This is a genomic window from uncultured Shewanella sp. (assembly GCF_947497935.1).
Lineage (GTDB): Bacteria > Pseudomonadota > Gammaproteobacteria > Enterobacterales > Shewanellaceae > Shewanella.
Window position 1 is genome coordinate 1 of the sequence record NZ_CANMIO010000022.1, and the last position, 18,248, is coordinate 18,248.

Sequence of the window (18,248 nt, forward strand, 5' to 3'; positions counted from 1 at the left end):
CTTTCCTTCTATCTACTTTCCTTCTATCTACTTTCCTTCTATCTACTTTCCTTCTATCTACTTTCCTTCTATCTACTCCCCTTCCATCTACTTTCCTTCTATCTACTTTCCTTCTATCTACTTTCCTTCCATCTACTTTCCTTCTACCTACACTTCTTCTACCTATGTTTCTTCTACTTGTGTTTAGCCTACTTACTATGTTCCTGGTTCTAGTGCCTTAAAAATGAGTACAAATAGAAAAATTCTCTAATGACGAGCTTAACTACTATTAGAGCGGTTTGAATCATCATAACGCTCTAAGCGACAACTCTCATGGCCTAGTAATTGTGTCCCAATAAAAGCGAACACTGAGAGATCGAGTACTAGTGGGATAGTCTGTGTTGAATGCCTGACACGAAAGCGGATAAGGCATTTACGTTGCGAGGCATCGCTAGCACAATTATGGGATCGGGCGCTTCGGCGCCCTTTCTTCCCTTCCATTATCTATAAAACCTATCAGTCAATTCCTCACACAGCACCGTTCGGTGCACGGTCTTGGCTTTGAGTAGTGCAGCATCCTCATGGTTTAGTAACACCTGTCGCGTTTTCTTATCAAACCGGCTTGGCATCTCTTCATAGAGTTGGCTATGCAGCCTCTTTATGTCATTGAAGATTTGCAGTGATTGCGAGAACAACATGACCTTGCTGTAATAGCCATGCTTAAGACCATACAGCCACTTTAAGAGGATGGTTTGCCTTGCAGCCTTAGTCTTAAATGAATGCTCAATTTCAATCGCTGCGATTGTGCCATCAGGCTCTAACGCTATACCGTCGACATTGCGCACATCATTGGATTTAAATTGCCGCTTAAATTCAGGCTCAGTGACAAACGAATACCAGTAGGGTTTAGCTATCTTGTCTTTTGTTTGATTGTGCACACCTTTAAGCAGAACGTACTGCATCATAAGGTCGTGCATAATGGTGTTTTGGTTGACTCGTAAGCTTGGCTCACCAGCGCGAAAATAGACCGCAACAGATAACAACTCTTCGGCGTACTTCGCCCCCGCATAATCGAGCACATAAACGCGTCCATCGATAGAACGATGTGTGATAACAAGGCTTAGTAATTTCTCGCTAACAAGCTTGTTCAAATGCTCTAATGCAAGCCGATGTGAAATACCATAAAGCCAGCTGATAATCGTTGGTGATGTTAGGCCGAAACGAGTGATGATTTTCATCGTTAATACACGCCTATCTTTACCAATCTGATTGTTGCTTGTTCCTGGTTGATAGTGCATTGGCATAGAGATATAAGGTTGGTATAACAGCGCTATTTCTGCTGCCATTTCTACTGTTTGATTTAGCCGTTGGATTGTATTTATTTGCTCATTCATCTTGATATCCGTTGTTGTGTTGAACATGGTTATCAAGAGGTAGAAACTTAAAACACAAACAATGCCTGTTCAGGCAAAAAAGTGCTGATTTTTATTCCGAAATGCTTATTTCTCCCTCTCGGGATGAAAATAGCGATAGGTATCGCTACCAAGCCAGGCTTTGCCTGATGAATGAATCACTTCGTGACACATCCATATGCCTTGAATAGCCCGCCAGCTCTGATGACTCGTCATCGCCACTGTCTTACGAGCTACGCTCTAGCTTTTCAAGACATTAAACGCGCATGTATCTCGCTACGCTCTGTACTAACCGCATTTTCACCGCTTACGACGAGGGGATGTGTTCCACCTCTGTTCCCTCTTTCGACGCTGTGCTTTTCTGACGAAAAGGCAAATGGTTTAGCCATCAATTTGTGCCAAATGTGAGGCTAAATTTTGCTGAAGCAAAATGGAAATACGGTTAGTACAGACCAGCTGTACATGCGCGTTGCTCCTTTGAATCGATACTTCGTATCCATCCAAATACGCGAGCTGATGGCATGTTTCACATGCTCTATTGTCACAAAAACTCGTGCCGATTTTTGCTATTAAAAGCTCACTTTCGTTAGGACGTAATGGGAAATTTTTGTGGGATTTTTGAAGAAAAAACGATGAATAACTCGAGGTAAAACGCCAAACTTTTTGTTGCTGACAGTTCAGTCAAACAAGTTTGTAATCTAACATTTTTTCATTAATGTGTATAGACAGTGACGAACATTTAAGCAGCAAAATCAGGAGATGAATATGGGTACAAATTCAAACAACGGACCGCAAGTTAATGTCGATGGCACACCTATGGTGACTAATAGCGGAGTCGATATTAAAGGCAATCCATACGGTGTAACCGAGTCATCTATAGATACGAGTTGCACCTCAATCGATACCAGCTTCGGCTCTATGAGTTGCGGCATTGATAACTCTTTAAATAGCACTTTCGACAACTCTTGTAGCAGTTCATTTGATAGCTCTTTTGGCAGCGACAGCAGCTTCGACTCATTTAGCTCTGGATTTGATGACTTTTAAATGCCAAGAAAACAATTAAATTTAAACCAGACAATGAGCATCCCGCTAGTAGTCGGCGCGATATTATTGTTCTGGTTATTCTCTTTTTATGTTGAAACAGACGATATTCGATACCTTTGCACCTATAGCATAGGTAGCTGCAAGCTGACCCTTGGTGCTTCAGCATACAAAGCCCTTTGCACGCAAACCCCGAGCAAAGTGAACTTATGGCGTGCCAGCTACTTTATCCTTTTTCGAATAATTTAAGGTGGGCTCCCACCCTATGGAGAATGTATGTACTTTCTAATACCTGCTTTTGTCATGGTAATTGGCATCTACTATCTTGTGGTTGTTTCAGAGAATAAAAACGGAAAACGGTAAAACCAACACTCTCCCAGAAAGCGTTAAAAAATTAATTTTACAAAGTTCAAACCGCCCATAACGAATATCTAACAATCTCCGATTACAAAAAACGGCAATCAGTAAAGAACATTACTTGCAGCTGAAAGGCACATCTCATTTTAGAAATGCTCGTTTAATTCGTGCTTTATGCTTTTCAGTTTTTTTGAAAATCTTATTAAAAATGAAGAATTATCGAAATAAACAAAACGCCAACATATGAATAATTATGCAATATGACACTTTTATATGCAAAACAACGAAACACAAAACACTTTACAGATAATTTTTACACCTGATAGGATTTAATAAGTTTCAACAAGATACACAAATAAACAACAATAACGCGTAAAATTTTTCGGTTATAAGAAACCTCAAGGTAGTGACTACTTAGTCACAAAGAAAAACGCATAAAAACAACATGCTAAGGAAAATGATGCAGCTAAAATCTCAAATAGACCAATCAAACTCCCCCTCTACTTGTGGATAGGGTTCTAGCAAATCCGCTCACTAGTCCGAGTAACTTTGTTCGTTATTACTATTAGAAACCGAGGAGATTCATAATTTTGCCACCTGCAACCTATCATAAACCGATGGAATCTTGTCAGGAACAGATCGAATGGCTAACAGCCAAAATCTTTCAACTGACAGAAGAGCTTCGCTCTATTAAAGCAAAATCTGAAGATCGATGGATGACAACTATGGAGGCCTCATTCCACATGAAGCCGAAAACTGCCTGTGCTATTCGCCAAAGGGTGAAAAGCAAAACGAAGCCAATGCCAGAGGGTATTGTATGGAAACAAGAAGCAAAGGGACACGAGATCCTCGTTAACGTTAAAGCCTTTAGAGAATATCTGTAGTGACCCTATCCCCAGCTATTGAAGCACTTTTAAAGCAAGCTAAAGGAGTAACTGAACACAAAGGTAATCTTCGTGTTCAGTTTAAAGTCCCTGAGCGTTCTAGCCCGATAAAGCGCTCTCTTGCTATTCCTGTCACAAAAGCAAATATAAATTTTGCTCAGATTACACTGGGAAATATCAAACAAGATATCGTAAATGGTTTGTATAAGCTTGACCCCGATGCTTTTTGGACAAAGCACTTTCCAACGAACAGCATAAACTATTGCCCTAATATCACTGTTGCTGTTTGCTTCGAAGAGTATATAGCTGAGAGTGCTAACATCCTTACTGACTCCACAAGAGAAAAATTAGCGTCAGCTAAAAGCTGGTTAAATAGACATAAACTTTTGGGTCGGCCAATTTCTGAAATCACTACTGACGTACTTAATAAGGCTCGGCAGCAGACTGTCACAGAATGCAAAGATTCAACCGTCAAGGAATACACGAACACATTCAGTAAAGTTTTAAGCCATGCTTTAGACAAGAAATACATAAAATCAAACCCAATTCAATCTCTTAAGAAGCTTGTTAAGGATGATATCAACCTTGATGATGAAGACAGCCTAGTACTACCATTTTCACAAAAGGAGTTGTGCCGGCTCATAAGCGTTATTCACATTCCTCAAACAAAGCGCATGGTAGAGTTGTTGGCATGGACAGGTATGCGTCATGGCGAGCTAAAAGCGTTAGCGTGGGAGGATATTGATTTCGAAAAACGAATAATCCGTGTTAAGTACAATTTGACACGCCAAGGTAATTTAAAGCCGCCAAAGACAGTTGCCGGTCATAGAGAAATCGAACTACTTCCAAAAGCTATGGAAGTACTCATTGAGCAAAAAAATCATACTTTCAGTACACCTGCATGCAATGAGACCATTTATTATAAAAACCAAAAATCAAAAACTATCAAACGCAGACGCGTATTTCTAAGCAGAAACAATCAGCCTTATCTCAGGCCTGAATTATCCACTACTCCCAAGCAGTGGGAGAATTGGCTAATAAAAGCTGAGTTAGCTCATAGGCCTGCATATCAGTTAAGGCATACCTATGCCAGTCAGCTATTGATGGTAGGAGCTGAGCCATCCTGGCTAGCTAAACAGATGGGACATTCTGACTGGGGAATGATCCGCAAGATCTATGGCAAATGGATCAAAGCGGAGAAACCAGACTACGTCAATGAGTTAGCTGACAAGTTAAATCAGGCCTACTAGCAATCAAAAATTCGTAAGCAGAAACAAAAAAGCTCAAGCAAATTGCTTGAGCTTTTTTTGTTTTTAATCGCTCGGATTTGGCCCCTATTTGGCCCCCTCCAATCTAATAGCGTAAATACACTATTAAAACAGCAACTTAAACCTAGAATGGCATCTTCATGCCTGGTGGTAGTTGCATACCGCCAGTCACTTCGGCCATCTTCTCTTTTTGATTCTCTTCTACTCGGCGCGCTGCATCGTTACAAGCTGCTGCGATAAGATCTTCTAGCATTTCTTTATCGTCTTCAAGCAGGCTTGCGTCGATATCTACTTTACGTACGCTGTGAGAACCTGTCATTGTGACTTTAACTAGGCCAGCACCGGCTTCGCCAGTTACTTCCATACGTGCGATCTCTTCTTGCACTTTAGCCATTTTGTCTTGCATCATCTGGGCTTGCTTCATCAAGTTGCCCATACCGCCTTTTCCAAACATACTCTAATTCTCTTCTATTATTTATCACAACAAATAAAGTGGGCTAATCTTACTAAAAAACCAATGATTAGCAATGAAAGCTGAAATTCAATTGTAAAAATTATGACTCAGTTAACCGCTTAAAGTTCGCAATATCGATCAACTCAATCTGTTTTCCTTTCTGTACCAATAGCTCTGGCGCATAAGTTAACGAATCGTCCGTCATCTGTGCTCCCATATTCTGGGTCAGCCAGCGCACATTTTCATCGGTCATCAGATCGTGATGTGCCTGTAGTAAAATCTCTTTATTGAAGCGTCTTCTCACTTCAAGTGGCGTTTCTCGGTCATGATCAGCACCAACAGTCACACTCACACTGCATTGCTCACCTAGAGCGGCGCTCATCGCTTCTTCAAGCTGTTTGATAGCAACATCTGCCGCCAGATGTTTTTGATCAGGCTTTAATAATAACGATAACGGTTGTTCAAATTGATGGCAAACTGAGTTCACCGCTAACTGACGCACTCGCCCGCCAACTTCTAGCTCTGACATAAAGCGATACCATTTTAGGTCCACTTCATTTCCCGTCAAATCACCACTGGGTAATACAGGTAAGTTTAGCTCAGCATCCTGAACAGGAGATGAATCAACTTCTGTTTGCTCTGCTGCCGTTTCATCTGGCTTAGCATTAAACGCACCTAGGTTTACTTCTTCATCGGTGGCTTTAGTCTCATCGGTTTGCCCCTCGGCTGTCGAGTCATCAAATCGCGCACAAGGATCCTGCTCGTGAGGCTCTTCCCAAGGTGGCCTGTCGATAATCTCGGACTGACTAGCATCATCTAGTTGTTGAATTTGCTCTTCAGTTGATTCAAGGCTATCTATAGACCTAGTGTCGCTATCCTTTACTTCGGGCTGCTTTCGCGCCGGAGGAGTAAAAGGTTTACGAACCTCTAAAGACTTTTTTGAGGATTCCTCCTTAGGATCGTCCTCTCCTAGTCCCTCAAGTAAAGTGGCTCTGGCTGCAAGAACGGCGTCCAAAAGGTCATCCCCCGAAGCGGGGCTTGCATGCGCAATCGAGCTAACTGGCGAAGTCACGGACTGAGTCTGTTCTTGGGCTTCATCATCTTGAGGCTGAGATGGCTCTTGATTGACCTGATAACTTAGATCGTCACCATTATCGAAACCATAATCATGGCTGGAACCATCATAGGCACCGGCATAATCGGCATATGATGCTAAATCATCATCGCTGTAATCTGCATAACCTGTGTTTTCGTTGGAAGCACTGGCTTGTTCTTTATCTACAAAACGCTGAGTCTCTGATAGATATTGGGACTTGGCTTGCAATGAAGGCTCTGTTTGCGCTGATGGCTCTGTTCGCGCTGAGGCCTCATTAGTATTCTCAACGCTCTCTGCGGCGTCAGTTACTTCGGTATCAGCATCATCAGGAAGCTCAGCTTCTGACTCTGTCGTCGTTTCAGCTTGATTAAATCCCTGACTCTGAGCCTGGCTCATTATCATGGCCAACTCGCTGTTAAGGCTTGCATCAGGCTCTTCTAACACCGCATGGTCTTGAGTTAGCGGCTCGCTGTTCGACTCAGTAACATGAGCATTAGCGTTAGCCAAAATAGTCTCTACAGGCTTATCTAGTGGCTTTTTCTGCGCAGTCGATTTAAATTCAGCGTTCAGAGCTTCAGTAGCAGACGTCTTTGAAGCACTTGTCTCTGTAACTAGCGCTTTTTCTGCTTGCGCAGAGTCTATCGTCGTTTGAGCGTGGCCTGTCAAAGCAGGGGGAATTGACTCTGCTTTAACGGTGGCTTGAGTCTCACCGACTTCAGGTATATTGACTTCGGCTTTCGACTCTACCGCCCAGCGCGTCACCGGCTTTTCAGGTATGAAGGTTACCGCACGAAGCAGTGCCATCTCGAGTCCTGATTTTGGATCGGGTGCATGAGGCAAATCTTTACGCCCCGTCAGTAGCAACTGATAGTAAAGTTGTACCTGCTCAGCTGATAGCTGCTGTGCAAACGCTTTGATCTGCTCGCTATACAGTGACATTTGCGCCGCAGCAGGGGCAAACTGGGTCAAGGTAATTTGATGCAATAACTCAAGTAAGCTTCGCAGCACTTCTTCTGGTTCTGCGCCAAATGACAGCACTTTTGCCGTCACTTGCATCAAATCCATGATGTCAGCTCTAGTCAGAGCTTCAAGCAATGCAATAACATGCTTCTCATCGATGCTACCGAGCATAGTTTGCACTTGTTCGAGTGTGACTTGTCCTGCACCAAATGCAATCGCTTGATCAGTCAAACTGAGGGCATCACGCATACTGCCGTTAGCTGCTTTGGCAAGCAAGGTTAAAGCCGATTCTTCAAACTTCAATTGCTCAGCCGTTAAAATATGGCTTAGCTGCGCGGCAATCTCATCTTGCGTTAAACTCTTGAGGTTAAACTGCAAACAACGAGATAGAACAGTCACAGGTAAGCGCTGTGGATCGGTTGTCGCTAATAAGAATTTTACGTGCTCAGGTGGTTCTTCAAGCGTTTTAAGCAAGGCATTAAAACTGCTGCGAGAAAGCATGTGCACTTCATCGATAAGATAAACCTTATAACGACCACGGCTCGGTCTGTACTGGACGTTATCGAGCAGTTCTCGAGTATCATCAACCTTAGTTCTTGAAGCGGCATCGACTTCAATCAGGTCGACAAAACGGCCTTCGGCAATCTCAACGCAGGCAGAACACTTTCCACAAGGCGTGGCTGTGACACCTTGCTCGCAGTTTAAACCCTTAGCAAAAAGACGTGCAAGACTGGTTTTACCCACACCGCGAGTACCGGAAAAAAGATAAGCATGGTGCAATCTTTGCTGAGTAAGCGCATTGGTTAATGCATGTAAAACATGAGATTGACCAACCATTTGCTCAAAAGTGGCAGGGCGCCATTTTCTGGCCAACACCTGATATGACATGGAACTCCCCAACGTGTCATGAATATGGTTTCGGGAGCACGCTCCTCGACATCTTTGAACAATAGCATGCAACGGTTTTACATGCTATCTCAAGCGTCTAAGGAGCGATTTGACGGTGATTAATTCACCTTTTAAGATAAAGAATCGACAGTTTTGCCGCTTCCCTATCGCTACTATTTATCACAGTAGCCTAGCTGCTTATTCGCCTTCAAACTCACAAAGACTGATTAGCTTAAGATCCATCGTTTTTAGACGCTCTTCACCGCCTAAGTCTGGCAATGAAATAACAAAGGCTGCGTCATTTACGCTTCCGCCTAACTGGCGAATAAGCTTAACAGTCGCTTCGATTGTACCGCCTGTCGCCAGTAAGTCATCGATAACGAGTACTTTGTCGTCACTATTGATCGCATCAACATGGATCTCTAACACGTCATGACCATATTCAAGCTCATAGCTTTCTGAAATGGTCTCTCTTGGTAATTTACCAGGCTTACGAACAGGTACGAAACCAATGCCTAGCTCTAGGGCTAAAGGTGCGCCAAACAAGAAGCCGCGCGCTTCAGTACCGACAACCTTGGTAAACCCTTGGTCTTTATAGTGCTCTACCAAAAGGCCAATAGTGAGTTTATAGGCTTGTGGATCTTCTAATAAGCTAGTCACATCTCTAAACAGGATCCCTTCTTTAGGATAATTAGGGATGGTTTTAATGCTGTTCTTTATTAGTGCCAAGCTGTCAGTATTCATTACCATAATTCTGTACTTTATCTACTTTAGTTTGCTGACATCCCCAGCCCAAAATTTGATTATGCCGGTATAGATGTCATCGAAGTGTAAAAATCGGCAACAAGCTTAAGCCGCTTTATAGCGAGTTGCAACCTAGTAAATCCAGAAGTGTAGTCTTAGTCTTAGCTATTTTGTGTTTCGATTGTTTTTATGTGAGGAGTTTTTTAAACTAAAGCCGTAATAGAGCTTAAATTTCAATATGATGACTCAATACAGTGAAGGTTAACCGTCGATTTCAGGAATGCTTCTCAGATAAAAAATTAAACCTGCGCCCAAACACGCCAGCATCACTTTAACCCAGATCAAAGGCACAATTGCAATGCTGGTTAAAAAACTCAGGCTACTTACTACATAAGCTTTCTTCTTTAAACTTTTACGAATAGCGCCCTGCGCCTGCCAATTTTTCAGTGCATCGGCAAACCAAGGGTGGCTCATCAACCACTGATAAAGCCTATCACTAGAACGGGCAAAACAATACGCGGCCAATAAGATAAACGGCACAGTTGGCAATATAGGTAGTAATATACCTAATAGCCCCAAGACTAGACTGCAAAGTCCGAAAATAAGAAAAAAGCCACGCTTTAACGCCATCAATCAATCCTAAAAAACAAAAAGCCACTCTGTATTGAGTGGCTAGTATACCCGAGCTTGGCTTAAAGGCGGATTAAATTAATCCGACAATCTTCAACCAAGTAAGGCTTGCGGGTAATGTAGGGATAAGCATTACAAGAATAAAACCAATAAAATAAACAATGTTAAATGGGTCTTTAAACGGCTGACTCATGACTTCCTCTCTTATTATTGTTAACTGCATTTATTGATCTAGATCAATTTTTGCGGCCATTATAGAGTTCCATCACAGGAATAGGAAGTCTATTTAGTCATAAATTCCCTAATAATTCCCTTATGGCTCAACTCAGTAAGTAACTGATGACAACCTTGGCGTAAAACGCTAGCTTCAACCTGAGTAAAGGTTTGCACTAACCAAGTCACTAACTCTTGATAATCAACACCTTCTTGTTGTGACATATACGCTAGCACCTGTGCGGTAAGTGGATTCAAATTTAAAAAACTCACCTCATCATCTGCATCACGATAGATGCAGAAGCATTGTGGCTCGGTTGCAGCCTCTTGCGGTCGATAATCTGGGCTTATATGCTGCACATCATAAGCATATTGAGCAATTTGAGCGGTCGCAGCAACACATAGCTTTTTATTCTCAATATCGCTGGATGTAATGAATCGGTGCCTCACATTATCTTGGGCAACGGCTACGACTAATTCCAGCCATTCATAATGGGCTAATTCAAGCATAAAGGGAGGATCGAGTTCCGTAGCTTCATACTCAGTTTGCAGAAATAACAGAAACTCTTGAGAGATCTCTAAAAATATCGGGGTATGGCAGTCGTGCGTAACAAAGAACTTTCGCACTAGACTTAACCAATCTTGCTGCTCGTACAGGCTCTTGAGCACCGGAAAAGCATTTGAAATAAAACCATCAATATTATTGAAAAACAGCTCACGATAAATTGTCATTCGCCGCGCTTCAATCCCCTCTGGGGGCTGAAGAGAAGGATCTTTAATGCAATCCATAAAGTTCTGCTGCACCTTAACAAAACTCATTAAGCACTCCTTTTCAAGCTGTCTAAATATCGATTTTGATAGTCATGGATCTGGTTGATCTCTAGTAATAGTTCGCTGGTTTCGGGGATATTAAAATCGCGCTCTAACAAGGTTGGAAACACGCCGTGGTGCTGGTGACAAGCATCGAGTAGTTTCCAAACCGGATCGACAATATCTGCACCATGAGTATCGACGATTAAATCCTCAGCCTCCTCATAATGCCCAGCGATATGCAAATACGCGATTTTATCGGTTGGCATCGCCTTTAAAAATTCAAGGGCATCATATTGATGATTAATCGAATTAACATAGATGTTATTAACATCTAAAAGCATCTTACAACCCGCCTCTTGCATGACCGCGCTAACAAATGCAGCCTCTGACATTTCGGCCCCAGGCGCCGCATAAAATGACACATTCTCAAGCACTAAAGGACGCTCAATTATGTCTTCGACTTGCTTAACTCGCTGAGCGACATGCATAACGGCTTCTGAGGTAAAGGGGATCGGCATTAAATCGTACATATGTCCAGTACCGGAGCAGTAACTTAAATGCTCTGAATAAGTTTCTATCTGGTGCAGATCTAAAAAATCTTTGACGCTTCTAACAAACTGAACATCCAGTGGCGCAGGACTGCCGATCGATAAAGATAGGCCATGACAATAGAACTGATGCTTTTCGGTGAGCTCTCTAAACTGGCGGCCAAACTTCCCCCCCAAAGTCATCCAGTTTTCAGGGGCTATTTCAAAAAAATCGATCGCTCTCGGTACTGACTGGCACATTTCATCCAGCATCTCTCGTCTAAGGCCTAAGCCTACTAGTCCCTTATTCACCTTACTGCTATGTGTCATACTGTCGCCCATTTACATCTGAATCAGCTAAACAAACAGGGCCAGCACATGCTGACCCCGCATAACTACCTAGAAAGCTTATTTAGCGCCGCCACATTTACCTTCACCGCACTTACCTTCTTTCTTAGCTTTCTTTTCGCCACCACATTTACCTTCACCACACTTACCTTCTTTGGCCTTCATCTTGTCGGCACCACATTTACCCTCGCCGCACTTGCCTTCTTTTGCCTTCATCTTGTCGGCGCCACACTTACCTTCACCGCACTTACCTTCTTTAGCTTTCATTTTATCGGCGCCACATTTACCTTCGCCGCACTTACCCTCTTTAGCCTTTTTCTTATCGGCACCACATTTACCTTCACCGCACTTACCTTCGCCCTCTACTAGCTGGTAACCGGCTTGCATCTCACTGTAGCCAAATGGGTTTGCTTGAACACTGGTCGCTAAAGCACTTCCCATTACAACAGCACCTACAGCTACAGTGATTGCAGTTTTATTCACTAATTTCATAATCTCTTCCCTCTTACATAATCAATATGGTATCGGTTACCAACAAGGCATTTTGTTGGCTTGCTAAATTAGACCCGCTCACCAACAATTAAATTTCATAAATTTTACATTCATCACATTTATGACTCAATAAAACGGGTAGGTCAAATAATCATCTTCAAACAAACTGTGCACATTTGAATGTTTACTCAAACTTTTTTTCTAAAAGCTCATCATTTGACGCTCCCTCACTCCTATGAATTTCGCATCAAGGCATTAACATTTATCATCGCAACAAAGTTGTCATCGATTTACTCTAGATAAATTGATTAAGTCTATTTGGCCGGCAGTTTAGGATGAGGTAGAATGCAGCGCCTCTAAAAATACCGATATGTTGGACTGTTCAGTGCGAATAATTTTGGCGCCTATGGAAGGCGTTGTAGATGATTTAATGCGAGAGATCCTCTCAGCCATCAACCCTTATGATCTAATGGTCACCGAGTTTGTGCGTGTGGTTGATCAACTGCTGCCTGAAAAAGTGTTCTATCGCCTTTGCCCTGAGCTGCAAAACGGTGCACAAACACTATCCGGCACACCAGTACGGGTGCAACTACTTGGCCAAGATCCTGACTGGATGGCAGAAAATGCCGTTAGAGCTGTGGAACTAGGTTCAAATGGCGTGGATGTGAATTTTGGCTGCCCAGCAAAGATGGTTAATCGTAGTAATGGCGGTGCTGTCATGCTGCAATATCCAGAGCAGCTATATAAAGTTGTGAAAGCGATGCGTGATGCAGTCCCAAGCGAGCAGCCTGTTACCGCAAAGATTCGTTTAGGCTTTAATGACAAATCACTCTATATGGAAAATGCGCTAGCAATTTATGAAGCTGGCGCAAGTGAACTAGCCGTCCATGCTCGCAGCAAAGTCGATGGCTATAAACCTCCTGCTTATTGGGAATATATCACCGACATCAATGCCAAGTTACCCATCCCCGTTATTGCCAATGGCGAGATCTGGAACCGAGCTGATGCCGAGCGCTGTATGAGCGTAACTGGGTGTGACAGTATCATGGTCGGACGTGGAGCCATTTCACTGCCAAACCTTGCCGCACACATAAAAGGCGATGCCTCTTACACTTGGGAGCAATCACTCAATCTCATGCTTGAGTATACTAACCGTGAATTAGAGGGAAGAAAGAGTACTTATTATCCAGCTCGGATCAAACAGTGGTTTGGTTATCTGAATCGCCAATATAGTGAAGCTGATGAACTATTTAGAGAGCTAAGGGTATTTAAAACGGCTGAAGAAATTATCGATGTCTTACGCCGCGCACAAGAGAATTTAACGAAATAACGAGCATCTATTGCTCTCTATTTTCAAAAGTTAAGCCACGAGAATAACCTCTATTTTTTCAAGCAAATAGAGGTTTAGCTAGCTATCACATCATCATAGGCAAGAACGACTAACTGTTGTTTTAACTGTTTGCAATCAGCTAGCAGTATCGTCTACAGAAAGATCCCAATAAGTTATTTACAAGTTGTTTGATATCGCTTAAACCTCTTGAAATAGATTTATAACTTATCTTTCCCTTCCCCGGCTCACCAGCGTATTGAGTGAGCTAATTAGCATTTTATTGCATGATATCACCAAAATATAGCGCTGAATTGATCTTAGTCATAACGCGTCACGCCTGCAGGTTTAGACTAACAAGCCGTAAAGTCAATAATTGTAGGCAATCTTGTGAGTACTAACCAAATCAAACAAACCTTATCCGCTATCGAGTCGGAACTAAGAGCAAAGATTGGTGCACTCCCCGAAATGCAAGCCAAGCTAATGGACCAGCAAGATTATTCTCTTTGTGAACTCATTCAAGTTATGACTGATGTTCACCTATGCGAGCATCCATTATTTATTAAGTTGATGAGCCTAGATGCGGCGCGCTGTCAACTTGAGATTGGTTTGTACGGCGTGTGCAGTGATTGCGAAAGTGATATCGAGCCTGAACAGTTGGCTAAGGACCCATTAGAACAACGCTGTATTAGCTGCAGTGGGCAGTTCCTACGTCAGCACAGACAAGAGTTAAGACTCAATCATTAGTAGTGCTCAAATAACAATCAGGGTAAAAATTTAATCACTCAGCGAAAATTTAACGCTTGCGAAGTAAGGTCATACATGCACCTACATAAATAACATTTGCAGGTTTCATGCTATTCACAACGAGTGAAGAGCACACACGTTAAACCTCGTCTTTCTTGAGCATTTTGTGCTGAAGAGCTTCACGAGAGAGCAACGGTTCCTTCTTCTATCCTACTTGAATTAGCCACCAGAGGCGCTCGGAGTAAACCAACGTCTTATACTGATTGGTATAATCAGGGAACTCTTCGTTATTTATAAATGTTCAAGCATAAAAAAACCTCCGACTAGCGGAGGCTTTTATTATGTTCTAAATGTAAATTTAGAATGACTGTTGAATTTTAAAGAATACGGTACGACCTAAAACATCATAAAGACCAGTATTCACATCACGCCAACCAACAGAGTCCTTATAGAATGACGGTGCTTCTTCATCAAATAGGTTATTAACACCTAACGTTAGACTACCATTCCAATCATGAGTGTAAGTAAACTGAGCATTGTGCTTAAAGTACGAAGGAATATCAGCAAGGTAATCTGTTCCATACTCCTCATTACCCGACTCCTGAGAGCCAATATAATAAGTTGTCCATGCCGCAGTCATGTCGCCAGAAGTCCACGCGATATTCACATTACCACGAAACTCTGGGTAGTCCTGCAAACCTGCATAATCAAACGGCTCTTCTCCGGCTGCAGATGTCTGAGAAAACTCCTCAACGTAACCCATTTCACCTTTAACACCAAAGTCACCAAACTCTGTTTCAAGAGTATAAGTCGCTTTAAAGTCATAACCTGACGTTTCTAGGCTCGCCATATTACGGTCAAAGCTGTAAGCCACATCGATCTTACCATCTGCGTCACGTACAATAGCGTCTGATGAGCCATTATCCATTTCATCTTTTAATAGACGAGTCAGACTTGTTGCTGCAATTTGGTTATCCAGCGTCAAGTCGTAGTATGATAATTCAACTGCAAGGCTATCAGTAATATTCCAAACAACACCCGTTGTAAAAGACTCCCCCTCTTCAGGCTTAAGATCAGGGTTACCACCAAACCAAGTTTTATGCTGTGAACCACCTGTCGCACAGTACACAGGGTCTAATGCAGCATTATTTCCTGCATCACACCACAGGTTGTCATCCGCAGTAGAAAAGCTTAACGCTTGGCTTGAGAACATCTCGCCCATGTTTGGTGCACGGAATGACTCTCCCCAGCTAGCACGCAATAAAAGCGAGTCAACTGGACGCCATGCTACTCCAAGTTGAGGAGCTACATTATCAAATGTGCCACTCACTAAATTAGCACCAACGTCGCCCTCTTGATCATAATTGTCGTAGCGTATAGCAGCATTTAAATCGACGTTATAAGGTAGGGTCGCCTTCAACTCCATAAATGCAGATGTACGATCTCGAGTCGCATCAACATCGTCACCACCAGAACCACCAGACACTTTTCCTGAAGCCGATTGTGGATCACTCTTTTGTGCGAATTCCACCATTTCATACTCGGCACCAACTACACCCGCCAAAGTAAATTCACCGTTTTCAACTAAAGTCGTTGAGATTAAGCCATCTATTTGCTTACTGCTAAATTGTGCTTGGTAAAGTCCTGTATGAGCGGCTTGGCCGTACATATCAGTCATCATTGCATTCCAATCACCGTAGCTCATGCCTGTGGTGTTGAAAATGTCGTACTCTTCACTATCAATGAGGGTCTGTACGATATCGTCATTAATTAAGTTTTCATTAAATACATTGGTTGTAGAACGGCTATATTGACCGTTTACTTCCCAATCAAGTCCATTGCCTACATCAATATAGCCAACCAAACCTCCAAAGAAGTCAATGCTATTAATCTCAGTATGCGCATCACGCTCGCCTTGTTGAGCAGAACGCATATACAGAGTTAGGTCTTCACCGGCAGGGTTATACATGTTTGATGCAGACATAGTTGGCTTATTGGTCGAAACTGGAGTTCCCGCATAACGAGTATCAGTCTCAGATAATGAAGCGCTTGCACGACCACGGAATTGAAGGTTATCAGACAATTCATAGTTAAAGTTCGACAATACAGAGTTTTGCTCCATATCACCAAATAACTTAGTTACTTCACCATAACTATATAAACAGCGACCACCATTATTGCCGTCTGTTCCATCATAAGTGTTATCAGCTTCGTTACAGAAAGCGCTATTTGAGATCCAACCACTATCGCCTTTAGCATTAGGAACTGAACTATATGATGAATAATCAAAATAAGTTGGATCATCAAACTTCCAAATATCCTTATCCCATACAGCATCGGCAGCATAATGCTCGAAAGTTAGAGTGATATTACCTTTTTCACTCGAATAACCACTTGTAACTGTGAAACGATTAGCATCACCACCTTCAACACTTGGTAATTCAGAATCATAAGTGAAATTTAATCCCTCAAAGTCCTTCTTGGTGACAATATTAATAACACCAGCGACAGCATCTGAACCGTATACGGCTGATGCACCCTCTCTAAGGATTTCAATTCGCTCTACGATAGCCATTGGAATGCGTGATGTATCTGCCGCAGCTCCTGAACTTGAGCTTGTGCCAGGCATACGTCGCCCATCCAACAAGACTAATGTGTATTTCGCGTCCAAACCTCGCATCTGAACACTACTTGTAGCAGCACCACCGCTACCGTAGCCAGATGTACCACGCCATGAACCAAAACTATTCACTGATGAGTTATTTAGTACATCTGCAACTGTTGCTTCACCACTTAACTTTATATCTTCAGCTGTAAGAACAGTTACAGGTGAAGAGTTTTCCATGTCGACTTGCTTAATACGTGAACCGGTGACTTCGATGCGTTCTACTTTTTCATCTGCAGCTTCTTCAGCAAATGCAAATCCTGATAAAGCAACACTTGTCGCGGCAGCGGCTATAAAGCTACGACGTACTGCTTTTGCGGTTAAGGTTACTGAGCTCATATTTATCCCCTCATATTCCAACATTACAACGCTGGAATAGTTGTATTTATTTATTATTCTTTAAAAGGAAGTTAATCACTTCACGACAAATACTGTTTAAATTTAACTTTTATGTCAACTCTCATTACAAAAAAATAACCTAAAAGAGATAATTTGATACAAGTACACGAATAGCCCTGTCAAAAATAAATAACAAAACCCTTTAAAAACAATCGAGTAGACAAAAGGCCGCACCAAACCAATTTAACGCAAAATAATGTATCAGACCAAGCAAAGCTTGTTAATGAAATATTAAACTGACCAACAGTAATTGTTGCAAAAATAAGCATTTCGCCGACAAAAGCAGCAGAAATATTAAATTAAGCATTAACTTAACGAAGGGGGAACCCTTGTTTATAGGGATAAAGAAGAAATAAAAGACTTAAAAACCCAAGTTTACATTTTATTAACTTTTACAAACTAAGTTTATCAAAAGGTAATATACAAACCTAGAAAGAAAGTTAATACTAGACGGCCCACACCTTGAAAGCCAATAATCTACCAGAGGCATTAAATTAAATATTAAATGCTAAACAAAGCGAATTAAGCAAGGGGATTCCTCTGTTACTCCTAAGTCATTAAAAATCAATTCAACGCTAGTGTTAAACAAAGTTCGTGTTAAAAAAGCTAAGAAGAAACATTTCATTTAGAGTCGTTGAAGAGAAACACGACACAAGATAGTGAGTAGTCTGCTCACCCCATGCAACGTAGCAGGCTTTAATGCCTTTCAGTATAAAGAACTGTTCGCTCAGCGAGCGCTTATAAGGCATGTATCGAGTAGTGCATAGTAAAAAATTGATTTAAGCTCGTTAACATAGCATCACAAGCGCTAGAATTCGCCTTACAGGACTGGTTGCGATTGCCTACTTCAGCGTTGAACAGCTTTACAAGGGAATAACTATACTTTCAGCAACTCGCCTTGAATTAGTTTGCCAAAACGCTCTGAGTAGATCATTTGCTTATACTTATTGGTACAAGGAAGGGGCAGAATTTAAAGCAAAAAAAAGGAGCCATTCGGCTCCTTT

The 18,248-nt window shown here is 42.1% G+C and carries 14 protein-coding genes; 5 read left to right on the plus strand and 9 right to left on the minus strand.

What is annotated here, in order from left to right; genetic code table 11:
• Positions 1 to 479 precede the first annotated feature (479 nt).
• Positions 480 to 1,373 (minus strand): hypothetical protein, encoded by an 894-nt coding sequence (locus Q1A86_RS18465; protein WP_299809984.1) that lies wholly within the window; start codon positions 1,371 to 1,373, stop codon positions 480 to 482.
• A 783-nt stretch (positions 1,374 to 2,156) separates the two neighbouring features.
• Here Q1A86_RS18465 and Q1A86_RS18470 point away from each other — a divergent pair.
• The 3 genes from Q1A86_RS18470 (at position 2,157) to Q1A86_RS18480 (ending at position 4,923) form a co-directional block, all read left to right on the plus strand.
• Positions 2,157 to 2,435: a hypothetical protein gene (locus Q1A86_RS18470; RefSeq protein ID WP_299809987.1), complete on the plus strand. Its 279-nt coding sequence runs from the start codon at positions 2,157 to 2,159 to the stop codon at positions 2,433 to 2,435.
• Between the two features lie 944 nt (positions 2,436 to 3,379).
• Positions 3,380 to 3,673 (plus strand): hypothetical protein, encoded by a 294-nt coding sequence (locus Q1A86_RS18475; protein WP_299809990.1) that lies wholly within the window; start codon positions 3,380 to 3,382, stop codon positions 3,671 to 3,673.
• Positions 3,673 to 4,923: a site-specific integrase gene (locus tag Q1A86_RS18480; RefSeq protein WP_299809993.1), complete on the plus strand. Its 1,251-nt coding sequence runs from the start codon at positions 3,673 to 3,675 to the stop codon at positions 4,921 to 4,923. Before Q1A86_RS18475 ends, Q1A86_RS18480 begins: the two co-directional genes overlap by 1 nt.
• Positions 4,924 to 5,065: 142 nt before the next feature.
• On the opposite strand, the gene Q1A86_RS18485 is transcribed toward Q1A86_RS18480, so the two are convergent.
• The 7 genes from Q1A86_RS18485 to Q1A86_RS18515 form a co-directional block, all read right to left on the minus strand.
• Positions 5,066 to 5,395, minus strand: a complete 330-nt coding sequence (locus Q1A86_RS18485; protein ID WP_012154758.1) for a YbaB/EbfC family nucleoid-associated protein — start codon at positions 5,393 to 5,395, stop codon at positions 5,066 to 5,068.
• Positions 5,396 to 5,495: 100 nt separating this feature from the next.
• A complete protein-coding gene (dnaX, locus tag Q1A86_RS18490) occupies positions 5,496 to 8,339 on the minus strand; it encodes a DNA polymerase III subunit gamma/tau (protein ID WP_299809999.1) in 2,844 nt (947 codons plus the stop codon).
• Between the two features lie 198 nt (positions 8,340 to 8,537).
• Positions 8,538 to 9,089, minus strand: coding sequence for an adenine phosphoribosyltransferase (gene apt, locus Q1A86_RS18495; RefSeq protein ID WP_299810002.1), 552 nt, complete (start codon positions 9,087 to 9,089; stop codon positions 8,538 to 8,540).
• Positions 9,090 to 9,344: 255 nt separating this feature from the next.
• Positions 9,345 to 9,713 carry a YbaN family protein gene (locus Q1A86_RS18500; RefSeq protein WP_299810005.1) on the minus strand — a complete coding sequence of 123 codons (369 nt, stop codon included), beginning with the start codon at positions 9,711 to 9,713 and terminating at the stop codon, positions 9,345 to 9,347.
• Between the two features lie 282 nt (positions 9,714 to 9,995).
• Positions 9,996 to 10,745 (minus strand): DUF2063 domain-containing protein, encoded by a 750-nt coding sequence (locus Q1A86_RS18505; RefSeq protein ID WP_299810008.1) that lies wholly within the window; start codon positions 10,743 to 10,745, stop codon positions 9,996 to 9,998.
• Positions 10,745 to 11,596 carry a DUF692 domain-containing protein gene (locus tag Q1A86_RS18510; RefSeq protein ID WP_299810011.1) on the minus strand — a complete coding sequence of 284 codons (852 nt, stop codon included), beginning with the start codon at positions 11,594 to 11,596 and terminating at the stop codon, positions 10,745 to 10,747. Before Q1A86_RS18510 ends, Q1A86_RS18505 begins: the two co-directional genes overlap by 1 nt.
• Positions 11,597 to 11,674: 78 nt before the next feature.
• Entirely contained in the window at positions 11,675 to 12,106 is a 432-nt protein-coding gene (locus tag Q1A86_RS18515; RefSeq protein WP_299810014.1) for a hypothetical protein, read from the minus strand.
• A 385-nt stretch (positions 12,107 to 12,491) separates the two neighbouring features.
• Between Q1A86_RS18515 and dusC the strand changes: the two genes are divergently transcribed.
• Positions 12,492 to 13,436, plus strand: a complete 945-nt coding sequence (dusC, locus tag Q1A86_RS18520) for a tRNA dihydrouridine(16) synthase DusC (protein WP_299810016.1) — start codon at positions 12,492 to 12,494, stop codon at positions 13,434 to 13,436.
• Positions 13,437 to 13,823: 387 nt separating this feature from the next.
• On the plus strand, positions 13,824 to 14,180 hold the full coding sequence (locus Q1A86_RS18525; RefSeq protein WP_299810019.1) for a TraR/DksA C4-type zinc finger protein: 357 nt from the start codon (positions 13,824 to 13,826) through the stop codon (positions 14,178 to 14,180).
• A 358-nt stretch (positions 14,181 to 14,538) separates the two neighbouring features.
• On the opposite strand, the gene Q1A86_RS18530 is transcribed toward Q1A86_RS18525, so the two are convergent.
• Positions 14,539 to 17,184, minus strand: coding sequence for a TonB-dependent receptor (locus Q1A86_RS18530; RefSeq protein ID WP_299810022.1), 2,646 nt, complete (start codon positions 17,182 to 17,184; stop codon positions 14,539 to 14,541).
• Positions 17,185 to 18,248 lie beyond the last annotated feature (1,064 nt).